Origin of the sequence: Mesorhizobium sp. M7A.T.Ca.US.000.02.2.1, assembly GCF_003996995.1 — a bacterium.
Classification (GTDB): domain Bacteria; phylum Pseudomonadota; class Alphaproteobacteria; order Rhizobiales; family Rhizobiaceae; genus Mesorhizobium.
The window spans coordinates 1-9,923 of sequence record NZ_RZTT01000227.1 but is presented as its reverse complement, the minus strand read 5'-3'; the positions used below and the strand labels follow the sequence as shown (position 1 = coordinate 9,923).

12 protein-coding genes are annotated in these 9,923 nt (G+C 62.6%); 4 read left to right on the top strand and 8 right to left on the bottom strand.

All coding sequences use genetic code 11. The features are described from left to right. Positions 1 to 945 (top strand): AI-2E family transporter (locus EOD15_RS20695; protein ID WP_148129596.1); only part of this gene is annotated, 945 nt, incomplete at its 5' end. Between the two features lie 12 nt (positions 946 to 957). On the opposite strand, the gene EOD15_RS20690 is transcribed toward EOD15_RS20695, so the two are convergent. The 3 genes from EOD15_RS20690 to EOD15_RS20675 form a co-directional block, all read right to left on the bottom strand. Further along, complete coding sequence (locus EOD15_RS20690) at positions 958 to 1,854, bottom strand: DMT family transporter (RefSeq protein WP_127408782.1); 897 nt, start codon at positions 1,852 to 1,854, stop codon at positions 958 to 960. A 129-nt stretch (positions 1,855 to 1,983) separates the two neighbouring features. Further along, the gene (locus EOD15_RS20685; protein WP_023810205.1) at positions 1,984 to 2,748 is read right to left on the bottom strand and encodes an arginyltransferase; all 765 of its coding nucleotides are present in this window, start codon (positions 2,746 to 2,748) and stop codon (positions 1,984 to 1,986) included. 140 nt (positions 2,749 to 2,888) lie between these two features. Beyond that, positions 2,889 to 3,359, bottom strand: coding sequence for an RDD family protein (locus EOD15_RS20675; protein ID WP_127322646.1), 471 nt, complete (start codon positions 3,357 to 3,359; stop codon positions 2,889 to 2,891). Positions 3,360 to 3,567: 208 nt separating this feature from the next. Here EOD15_RS20675 and sthA point away from each other — a divergent pair, with 208 nt between their 5' ends. Next, on the top strand, positions 3,568 to 4,956 hold the full coding sequence (gene sthA, locus EOD15_RS20670) for a Si-specific NAD(P)(+) transhydrogenase (protein WP_127267508.1): 1,389 nt from the start codon (positions 3,568 to 3,570) through the stop codon (positions 4,954 to 4,956). Positions 4,957 to 4,982: 26 nt separating this feature from the next. On the opposite strand, the gene EOD15_RS20665 is transcribed toward sthA, so the two are convergent. Both EOD15_RS20665 and EOD15_RS35835 read right to left on the bottom strand, forming a co-directional pair. Further along, a complete protein-coding gene (locus tag EOD15_RS20665) occupies positions 4,983 to 5,651 on the bottom strand; it encodes an alpha/beta hydrolase (protein ID WP_127408781.1) in 669 nt (222 codons plus the stop codon). A gap of 45 nt (positions 5,652 to 5,696) precedes the next feature. Further along, the gene (locus EOD15_RS35835; protein ID WP_164749024.1) at positions 5,697 to 5,861 is read right to left on the bottom strand and encodes a hypothetical protein; all 165 of its coding nucleotides are present in this window, start codon (positions 5,859 to 5,861) and stop codon (positions 5,697 to 5,699) included. On the opposite strand from EOD15_RS35835, the gene EOD15_RS20660 reads away from it, so the two are divergent. Next, on the top strand, positions 5,854 to 7,110 hold the full coding sequence (locus EOD15_RS20660) for an OpgC family protein (RefSeq protein WP_127408780.1): 1,257 nt from the start codon (positions 5,854 to 5,856) through the stop codon (positions 7,108 to 7,110). The two genes, EOD15_RS35835 and EOD15_RS20660, sit on opposite strands and share 8 nt — an antisense overlap. 2 nt (positions 7,111 to 7,112) lie before the next feature. Here the strand turns inward: EOD15_RS20660 and EOD15_RS20655 are convergent, their stop codons facing one another. Next, on the bottom strand, positions 7,113 to 8,192 hold the full coding sequence (locus EOD15_RS20655; protein WP_127321980.1) for a substrate-binding domain-containing protein: 1,080 nt from the start codon (positions 8,190 to 8,192) through the stop codon (positions 7,113 to 7,115). Between the two features lie 82 nt (positions 8,193 to 8,274). On the opposite strand from EOD15_RS20655, the gene EOD15_RS35830 reads away from it, so the two are divergent. Continuing rightward, positions 8,275 to 8,703, top strand: a complete 429-nt coding sequence (locus EOD15_RS35830; RefSeq protein WP_164893279.1) for a hypothetical protein — start codon at positions 8,275 to 8,277, stop codon at positions 8,701 to 8,703. 34 nt (positions 8,704 to 8,737) lie between these two features. Here EOD15_RS35830 and EOD15_RS20640 read toward each other — a convergent pair whose 3' ends face one another. Both EOD15_RS20640 and EOD15_RS20635 read right to left on the bottom strand, forming a co-directional pair. Then, complete coding sequence (locus tag EOD15_RS20640; protein ID WP_127272732.1) at positions 8,738 to 9,112, bottom strand: DUF423 domain-containing protein; 375 nt, start codon at positions 9,110 to 9,112, stop codon at positions 8,738 to 8,740. Between the two features lie 38 nt (positions 9,113 to 9,150). Further along, positions 9,151 to 9,923 (bottom strand): MFS transporter (locus EOD15_RS20635; RefSeq protein WP_127408779.1); only part of this gene is annotated, 773 nt, incomplete at its 5' end.

Genomic DNA, 9,923 nt, shown 5'->3' with positions numbered 1-9,923 from the left:
ATCTTAGCCTTCCTGGTGATCCCGATCGCGCTCGCCGGCACCTATGCGATCAACGAGGTCCGCGAATGGGTCGCCTGGGCGATCGAGACCAACCGTCATGGCGCGGTGACACCGCACTGGATCGCCACCATGCCTGTCGTGGGCGAGTGGCTGAACGAGCAATGGACGACCAATTTCGGCCATCCAGGCGGCATTGGTGAACTGATCCAGCTGGTCAGCGGCGCCAACATCGGCAGCATCTATCGCGGTGTGCTGGCCGCCGGCGGCAGCGCTTTCGGCTTGCTCCTGACATTGTTGTTCATGATGATCGCGTTGTTCTTCGCCTATCGCGACGGCGAGCATTTTGCCGGCCAGGTCGACCGTCTCGGCGAACGCATCCTGCCGACCAGATGGGAACGGATTTCGCGCGTCGTGCCCGCGACGATCTCGTCGACCGTGACCGGCATGACCGTGATCGCCATCGGCGAAGGCCTGGTGCTGGGCATCGCCTACTGGCTGGCCGGCGTGCCGTCGCCGGTCACGCTTGGCGCCTTGACCGGCGTCATGGCGCTGATCCCTGGCGGTGCGCCACTGTCGTTCACGCTGGTCTCAATCTATCTGGCCGCCAGCGGCTCGCCGATGGCCGGGCTGGCACTGTTCCTCTGGGGTGCGGTCGAACTGTTCATCGTCGACAAGACACTGCGCCCGAAGCTGGTCGGCGGGCCGATAAAACTGCCCTTCCTGCCGACGTTTTTCGGCCTCATCGGCGGCGTCAAGACCATGGGGTTTCTCGGTCTGTTCATCGGCCCGGTGCTGATGGCCCTGCTGGTCGCGATCTGGCGCGAATGGCTTCGCGAGGTGGAAATGGCCGATGAAGTCGTCCCGGGCTCGCCAGCCGAAATCGAAGCCGGTCCGCAAATAGAAGCCTTGCCGGAACCTGACGTGGCGAAGAAGGCCAGCGCCTGATCTCAACGCGCCTTAGACCGGATGTTGCACCGCAAGGTCGCCACGCCGCTTGCGTCCCTCGTGCAGTTGCCACAGCGAATGCGCGATCAGCGTGACGATGAGGATCCCGCCGCCGATCAGGCTGCTGCGGGTCGGTGTCTCGGAAAAGATCATCCACACCCAGACCGGCGCCAGCACGGTTTCGAGCAGGTAGAACATCGCCACTTCCGGTCCCGAAATGTATTTCGGCCCGGCGGCAAGGCAGAAGAACGCTATCGGCATAATGACGGCGCCGTTGAGGATGATCCACCAGGGTGCCTCCACCTGAAAGCCGGTCCTGGAGACCATGAACGCCGCCAGCCCGAAAGGCAGGACGACGCCGATCAGTGAGGTAAAGCCCATATCCTTGCCGCTGGCGCGCGAGATGGTGATGGCGCAGGCGATCAGGAAGGCCGAACACAACGCCATCAGATCGCCGAACAGATGTCCGGTGCCGACGGAATCGCCGACGATGATGATGACGCCGACAATCATCATGGCCAATGCCGCAAGGGTCAGCGGCCGCGGCCGCTCCTTCAGGAACACCCACGACAGCAGCGCGGCGAACATGGTGGTGAAGGCCAGGATGAACACCAGGTTGGCGGTCGAGGTGTTGTAGACGCCCGTGATGAAGGCAATCGCGCCGAGCCCGTAGATCGCGGCAACGATCAGGCCCGACCAGCCCGGGATGAGCTGCGGCGCATTCTTGCTGAACGAGCGCCAGATGGTCCACATGATCAGTGCCGCGGCCAAGGTGCAGCCGGCGCGCAGCAGCAAGATCGACCATGTCTCGCCGTGGGCGAGCCGGATCAGCGGGATGTCCACGGTCAGCGTCAGCCCGCCAAATGCGGTGAGCAGAAGTCCTTTGGTGTGAGTATCGTGAGACGACATGCAGCGACTTTCACAATGAATTCGGGAGAGGATGGCGGACCGGCGCAATCGCACGCTCTCCGCCAACCAGCGGAAAGACCAGCATCGTCTCGATTGAAAATGTTTAAGCCCGGACTTGGGAAAGAGTAATCAGCGCGCGACCGCTTCGTTGGTGTAGCGCTCCCAGCCCTTCGGGCCGAGATGCTCCTGCGGCATGAAGCGCATCTTATAATTCATCTTGCGCGAGCCGTTGACCCAGTAGCCGAGATAGACATGGGGCAGGCCCATCGCCCTGGCGCGGGCGATGTGGTCGAGGATCATGAACGTGCCGAGCGACCGTTCCTCGAAATCGGGATTGAAGTAGGAATAGACCATCGACAAGCCGTCGGCCATCTTGTCGGTGAGCGCCACCGCGATCAGCTCGCCCTGTCCCTTGCCGGTGATGAACGTGTCTGGTCCACGCCGCCGATACTCGATCACCTTGGTGTCGACATGGGTATCCTCGACCATCATCGCATAGTCGAGCACCGTCATATCGGACATGCCGCCACGGCGGTGGCGGGCATCGAGATAGCTGCGGAACAGGGAATATTGTTCGGTCGAAGGCTCGGCATTGTGCATGTGACCGACGAGGTCGGAATTGTGCTGCAGCACGCGCTTCATGTTGCGGCTGGCGACGAATTCCTGGGCGAGGATGCGCACCGAAACGCAGGCGCGGCAGGTCTCGCAGGCCGGCCTGTAGGCGATGTTCTGCGAACGCCGGAAGCCGCCTTGCGTCAAGAGGTCGTTCATCTCCGCCGCCTTGTCGCCAACCAGGTGCGTGAACACCTTGCGCTCGAACTGGCCGTCGAGATAGGGGCACGGCGACGGCGCGGTCAGGAAGAACTGCGGCGACTGGGTCGGATGCTGCGTCATCGAGCCTTGGAAACACTCCTTCGAATCGCTCTACCTTTGGCGCGGACGGCGAAAAATTCAACAGGATTATGTGGGCGTGGTCGACTCGACGCCTTCACATTTGTGATCAATCGGTTGCGACTGCTCTTCAGAGGGCCGTTTCAGCGGTCGGTGCGGCTGACGACCGTGCCAAGCAAAAGATCGTGCAAGGTGCGCTTGCGGTCGGAAAACAGCGTTACCAGCAGGACGAGCGGCGACAGGATGACATTGCCGGCCCAGAACAGCACCGAATGGACGACCGCGGTGAGGCCGTCGATCGGCCTCCCGTCGAGCCGGTCGAGGCGGATGCCCACCATCTTCATGCCCGTGGTGGCCTGGTCGGTGCTGCCCAGCGTGTTCCAGATGTAGAGGATGGCCACAGTCGGCAACAGGATACCGAACAGCATCCAGCCAAGCCCGAGGGTCAAAAGCCCGAGGAAGAACACCAGAATGGCAAACGGAATGGTAAGCAGCGCGACGATGACATAGTCGATCACGAAAGCCAGAATGCGCTTCGTGCGTACGCCGTCATAGGCCCTGACATCGTCGAGCCTGCTGGTGATGATTTCGCCGTCGAGAACGCGCGCGTTCATGTCATTTCCTCGTAACAAGGTCCGACATAGGGTGCGGACCGCTCAGCCATGAAATGGTGAAGGCCTGTGGCGGAATCAAGATCGGGCTTCTTGCGGTGCGCCGGCCTTCAATGCGCCAGGCGCAATCTGAACCGGTTGAATTTGCGGCGCGGATAGCATTAGCTTGCTGCGGCGCAGCAAAAGCGCACATGGCAGGGGACGGGGCAATATGGACTACGACATGCTGGTCATCGGCAGCGGCCCTTCCGGTCGCCGGGCCGCGGTGCAGTCGGCCAAGCTCGGCAAGTCGGTGCTGGTGGTCGATCGCGGCCGGCGTCTGGGCGGTGTCTCGGTGCATACCGGCACCATCCCGTCGAAAACGCTGCGCGAAACGGTGCTCAACCTTTCGGGTTGGCGTGAGCGCGGCTTCTACGGGCGCGGCTACCGCGTCAAGCAGGATATCTCGGTCGGCGATCTGGTCGAGCGCCTGCACAAGACGCTCGACCATGAGGTCGAGGTGCTGCAGCACCAGTTCATGCGCAACACGGTCAAGAGCGCCCGGGCTGCGGTGAAATTCCTTGGCCCCAACAAGGTCAGCCTGACCACCGACACCGGCGATTACAGCGAGGTCGGTTTTGCTAATGCGTTGATCGCGGTCGGCACCAGGCCGCACCGGCCGCGCGATGTGCCTTTCGACAAGACCCGAATCTTCGACAGCGACGAGATGCTGGAACTCGACCGCTTGCCGCGCACGCTGACGGTGATCGGCGCCGGCGTCATCGGGGTCGAATATGCAACGATCTTTTCCGCGCTCGACGTGCCGGTAACCTTGGTCGAGCCGCGCAACTCCATCCTCGATTTCGTCGACCGCGAGATCGTCGACGATTTCATCCACCAGATGCGCGATCGCGGCATGACCATCCGGCTGGGCAGCGCGGTGAAGGAAATCCGCTCCAAGCCTGATGCCGCCGAGGTGGAACTGGCCGATGGCCGCACCATTCGTTCAGAGGTCGTGCTCTACGCCGCCGGCCGCACCGGCAATGTCGGCAACCTGGGCCTCGATGTCGTCGGCATCGATGCCGACTCCAGAGGGCGTATCAAGGTCGATCCGCATACGTTCCAGACCAGCGTGCCCAACATCTACGCCGCCGGCGACGTCATCGGCTTTCCGAGCCTGGCCTCGACTTCGATGGAGCAGGGCAGGGTGGCGGCCTGCCATGCCTTCGGCGTGCCGTTGCCGCCGCCACCGGAGACCTTTCCCTATGGCATCTACGCGGTGCCGGAAATCTCGACGGTCGGCCAGTCCGAGGAACAGGTGCGTGAGAGCGGTGCGGCCTATGAGATCGGCGTGGCGCGCTTTCGCGAAACCTCGCGCGGCCACATCATGGGCGTCAACACCGGTTTCCTGAAACTGTTGTTCTCGGTCGAAACGCGCCGTCTGCTCGGCGCGCACATCATCGGCGAGGGCGCCACCGAACTCATCCACATCGGCCAGGCGGTGATCAATCTCGGCGGCACCGTCGACTTCTTCGTCAACAACACCTTCAACTATCCGACGCTCGCCGAAGCCTACAAGATCGCCGGACTGGATGCCTGGAACCGGATGGGACGAGGGTAGGCAGGCTGGTCATGCCGGCGAGCCTGTCAGCTTGCCTGCGCCACCGCCGCGGATCCCGACAGCCATTGTCTGACGATTGCGACGTCGGCGCTGCCGAATTCATGACCTGATGGGACAATCCGGGCGTCGATCTCGGCGCCGTGCTGGCTGAGCAATGTCACCAGAGCAGGGGCGAAGGGCGAATAGGTGAGATCCGCGGCGCCGGCGATCATCAGGACGCGCACCTTTGACAAATCCGTCGCCGGCACGTGATCGAGCACCGGCATCGGCCGCAGCAATGCAGCGCGTTCGACAAGGCCCGGATGCAGCAGCATCAGGCTTGAAACCAGATTGGCGCCGTTCGAATAGCCGAGGAACGTCGCGCGTGAGAGATCGAGATGGTGGCGTGTGGCCGCGTCGGCGACGAAGCCCGCAAAGGCATCGGTTTCGGTGCGGATGCTGTGCTGTTCGAAGCGCGTCGGCGTGATGCGCGCGAACCAGCGGAAACCATCCTCCTGGACAATGCGGCCACGCACAGCGATCAGCTTGGCCCGCGGTGCGATCTCTCGCGCCAGCGGCACCAATGTCGTCTCGTCGACACCCGATCCATGCAGCAGGAAGAGACATTCGCCGGTTGAATCCGCCGGGCTGTAAAGCCGGTAGTCGAAGGCCAGATCACGCCGCAGCGCACCATCTTGTGAGGTCTCTTCGATCATCGCGCATCCTCTTGATTATATGAGGTTTCGCTCAATTTGCCGGCTTCAAAACGCAATATTTTCAAGCTCCGCGAAAGTTGATTGAACCGGGCGCATTACAGTCCGTTTCTCCGCCGATAACATTCCTTCGGGAGGAATCGAAGCGGTGCGCCGGGGGTCGCATTGCTCGGCATGAACAACCAGCTTTGAGGCCTTTTTGTCGATGACCACCCAGATTTCCCCGGACCGCGATTCGCGTGTCTCGGACCGCGATTCGCGTGTCTCGGACCGCGATGCGCGTGTCCCCGATCGCACTGAGCGCGATACGCGCATAGATGTGTTCCGCGCTCTCGCTCTGCTGACAATCTTTGTCGACCATGTGCCAGGTACCGCCTTCGAGTATCTGACCTACAAGAATTTCGGCTTTTCCGATGCGGCGGAAGTCTTCGTGCTGATCTCCGGCATTTCGGTCGCGCTCGCCTATGGCAGGAAATTCGAGCCCGGAAACCGGCTGCTGGCAACCCTGAAGATGTTGCGCCGCGCCGGTGTGCTTTATGCCACCCACATCGTCACCACCATGGTGGTGATGGCCATGTTCTGCGCTGCGGCGGTGTTTGCCAGGCGGCCGGAGCTTTTGACGATGATCAACATCGAGCCGTTGATCAAGAATACGCCGCAGGTGCTGGTCGGCATCGTGACGCTCGGCCACCAACTCGGCTACAACAACATACTGCCCGTCTATGCGGGGCTGCTCTTGCTGACGCCGGTGTTCCTGCTCATTGTCAGCTATCGGCCGGTCTTGGCACTGGTCGCCTCCGGCGCCCTGTGGCTGGTCGCGGGGGTTTATCAAATTGCTCCGCCCAACTATCCCGAGCCCGGCTTCTGGTTTCTCAACCCGCTGTCGTGGCAGTTCCTTTTCAACATCGGCCTGGCAGGTGCATTGCATGTGCGTCGCGGCGGTACCATCCCGGTCAATGGCTGGCTGGTTGGCGCGGCCTTGGCCTACACCGCTGTGGCACTGGTCTGGGTGCACAGCCCGCTTTGGGGGCATATCTCCTGGTTTGGCCTGCCTCCGGTGCTGGCCGGCTTCGACAAGACGTTCCTGTCGCTGCCGAGGCTGCTGCATATATTGGCGGTGAGCTACCTGATCGTGGCATTCCCGGCGGTCTCGAACCTGTTTCGCACCGGACGCGATCATCCGCTTGCCATATTGGGCAAACGATCGCTGCCGGTTTTCATTGCCGGCACGGTGCTTGCAATGGCGGCGCAAGTGCTGAAGCTGATCAATCCGGGCGGATTTGCCTATGACAGCCTGTTGATATCGGCCGGCATCGTCATGCAGTTCGCGCTCGCCTACTATCTCGAATGGCTATCGGGCCTTGGCTGGTCCGGCAAAAGCAGGCCGGCTCACAACGCCGCACCGCCCGTCCATGCTGCATCCTTCGCGATGCCGGCCATAGCGACAAGAATGGGCCGTTGAGCTCAGGCGGGCGAGGGGCCGGATGAGGCTCGCACCACGAGTTGGACCGGCAGCGATTGCCGGCTGAACGAACCGTCATTTTCAAGGATCGCCTTGACGGCAAGGCGGCCCATCTCGGCGATCGGCTGGACGATCGTGGTCAGCGGCGGCTTGGAAATCGCCCCCTCCGGAACACCGTCGAAGCCGACGACCGAAACATCGCCCGGCACCGCAATGTCGTGCTGCCGCAGCCAGTCCAGCGCATGGAGCGCCATCCTGTCGGACATCGCCAGGATGGCTGTCGGCGTCTCGGCACCGGCGAAAATATGGTCGAGGCCGGCCCAAACGCTCTTCTCGTCATTGACGGTTTCGTAGATCGGCACCCGCGAGACGTCGACGCCGACCCGGGAGAGTTCGGCGAAATAGCCACGCAAGCGGTCGCGCGTAGCGGAGTAGAGGGCCATTTCCACCTGCTCCCTTGTGGTAGGGCCGAAGCCTGCGTCGGCGCAGGGCAGGGTAAGCACGGCAAAGCGGCGATGTCCGAGTTCGGTCAGGTGGCGGGCTGCCAGGCTGGCCCCGGCGATGTTGTCGACGCCGATCGCCGCGACGGCGTCGTCGTCGTCCGAATCGAGATCGAGCGCGACAAAGGGGAGTTTGCGTTCACGCGCCAGTTCGACCAGCCTTGAACCGCCATCGACGCAAAAGACGATGAAACCGTCGACCAACGCACTCTGTATGTTCCAGGCAAGCTGTTCGTTGTTGGCTGCGGAGACCAGCGAAATCCCCGCACCGGTCGCGTCGCAGGCCTGCGAGATGCTGGCCATCATCACCCGGGCAAAGGGGTCGTCGAAGAAATAGGAGAGGGGTTCCGCGGTCGCGACACCGATGGCATTGACCTTGCCGGCGCGCAGCAGCCGGCCCTTGGGATCCGGTCCGCCATATCCCATGGCCTCGGCTGCCGCCTTGACCCGCTCGCGGACCTCCTCGCGCACGATGTCCGGCCGGGCGAACACGTTGGACGCGGTGCCGTGCGACACGCCGGCCGCCTTGGCAATGTCCGCCAGACGGACGGGTCTTGTCTTTGCAGAGCTCAATGGCGCCATCTTCGTCTCCTGAATTCCTTCCATCTAACACTTTCGTTGGATCGGTTCAAATTTTGACTTGATCACAGTCTCGGCAAGGCGTATGTTTGAATCGATCCAAGCGAACGGCGGTTCTCTAGATTGGATCGATTCAACATATTTAGGGGAGTTGTGCCATGCATCCCGTCAATTTTCTGTTCGAAGATATTTACCGCAACGACTGGAGCATCTCGTCGAACACCACGACGCAGAAGCGCCGTGGCAAAGCCAGCCCATGGGTTCGCGAGTTGCGGTTCCTTGTGGAGCGCAAGCGGAGCTGATCGGGGTCGGTTTTTCGCGCCTGTCGATTGGATCGATTCAAGGACTAAAAGGAGCGCACATCATGCATCCCGTCAGCTATCTGTTCGAAGACATCTACCGCAACTATTGGGGCATCGCGCCGGCCTCCAAGAGGCCGGAACGGCATTGGTTGGCGAAGCTGCGGCGACGCAATCGCGAATTGCTCATCAAGCCCGAGCGCCGGCAGGACTAGCAGCCCACGCTTTTACATTTGGCGCGGGCAGGCGTCAGGAACGCATGCGCACCAGCGCCGAGGCGGCGATCGCCAGCCAGCCGGTAATGAGTAGCGTGCCGCCGATCGGCGCCGACAGCGGGAACAGCCGCGACCCGATGAAATCGCGGGCCAGCAGATCGCCGCAGAACAGCAGAAGCCCAACCAGCAGGATCAGGCTGCCGATGCGCAGCATCCGGTTCGCCCCAAGCAATCCGGCGGCGAGGAAGACCGGCGCATGCATCAGCAGGAAGGATGCGGCGGTGCCGACGAAGGCGCCGCCCAGATGCGCCGCCGCGGCCGACAGCGCCACGCCGGCGGCGCCGCACAGGCCGCCGGCCAGGACGAGGATACGGCCGCTGTTGTCGGAAGGTCGTTCGGCCGTGCTCATGTCCATGGCTCCGTGATATCAGGGGATGCCCAATCCCGTCAGGACTTGCCGGCTTTGGCGAGCATGTCCTGCTCGCGGCGCGACTGTGCGAGCCAGTTATACACCGCGCCCCCGGCCATCAAGACGGATGTGCCCAGAAACACCGAGCGCATGCCGAAATGGCCACCGGCAAAGCCGCCCAGCAGGGGGCCGGCGACCTGCCCGACATACTGGGCGGAAATCGACAGCCCGAGCACATTGCCGCCGACCCCATCGGGAACATTGTGGCGGATCACGCTGGTGATGCAGGGCAAGAGCCCGCCCAGCGCCAGGCCCATCAGGAAACGCAGGCCGATGAGTTGCCAGCTTTGCGTGACGAAGGCCTGTGGGATCAGCAGCAGTGCCGAGACGGCAAGCGCGCCGATGATGACGTTCCAGTGGCCGACGCGGTCGGCGAGTTTGCCGAGGCGCGAAGCCGACAGGATGGCGCCAAGGGCCGCCGCCGACATGACGACGCCTGATATCAGCGTGACGCGGCTCTGATCCTCGATGAGTTGCTGCACATAGACGGTGATGATCGGCTCGATCGACATGGTTGCGAAGCTCAACAGCATGCCGGTCGCCAGCATGGCGACGACAGGCCGCTTGTCGGGGATTTGTGCCCAGCCGCCTTTCTGCTTCTGCTTCGACGCGGCGTCTGCTGTTTTCGGCCGGGGATTCTCCTTGATCAGAAACGTGGTCGCCAGGAACGCCAGGAAGATGACGCCGCCGGAGAGGAGAAAGGTGGCGCGGATGCCGATCAGCGGCGGCAGGGCGCCGCCCACCAGTGGGC

Coding starts and splice junctions, on each gene's coding strand:
- EOD15_RS20655 (WP_127321980.1), bottom strand. CDS start 8,192: ATGGCGCCATTGAGCTCTGCAAAGACAAGACCCGTCCGTCTGGCGGAC.
- EOD15_RS20690 (WP_127408782.1), bottom strand. CDS start 1,854: ATGTCGTCTCACGATACTCACACCAAAGGACTTCTGCTCACCGCATTT.
- sthA (WP_127267508.1), top strand. CDS start 3,568: ATGGACTACGACATGCTGGTCATCGGCAGCGGCCCTTCCGGTCGCCGG.
- EOD15_RS20685 (WP_023810205.1), bottom strand. CDS start 2,748: ATGACGCAGCATCCGACCCAGTCGCCGCAGTTCTTCCTGACCGCGCCG.
- EOD15_RS20640 (WP_127272732.1), bottom strand. CDS start 9,112: ATGAGCACGGCCGAACGACCTTCCGACAACAGCGGCCGTATCCTCGTC.
- EOD15_RS20665 (WP_127408781.1), bottom strand. CDS start 5,651: ATGATCGAAGAGACCTCACAAGATGGTGCGCTGCGGCGTGATCTGGCC.
- EOD15_RS20675 (WP_127322646.1), bottom strand. CDS start 3,359: ATGAACGCGCGCGTTCTCGACGGCGAAATCATCACCAGCAGGCTCGAC.
- EOD15_RS35830 (WP_164893279.1), top strand. CDS start 8,275: ATGTTTGAATCGATCCAAGCGAACGGCGGTTCTCTAGATTGGATCGAT.
- EOD15_RS20660 (WP_127408780.1), top strand. CDS start 5,854: ATGACCACCCAGATTTCCCCGGACCGCGATTCGCGTGTCTCGGACCGC.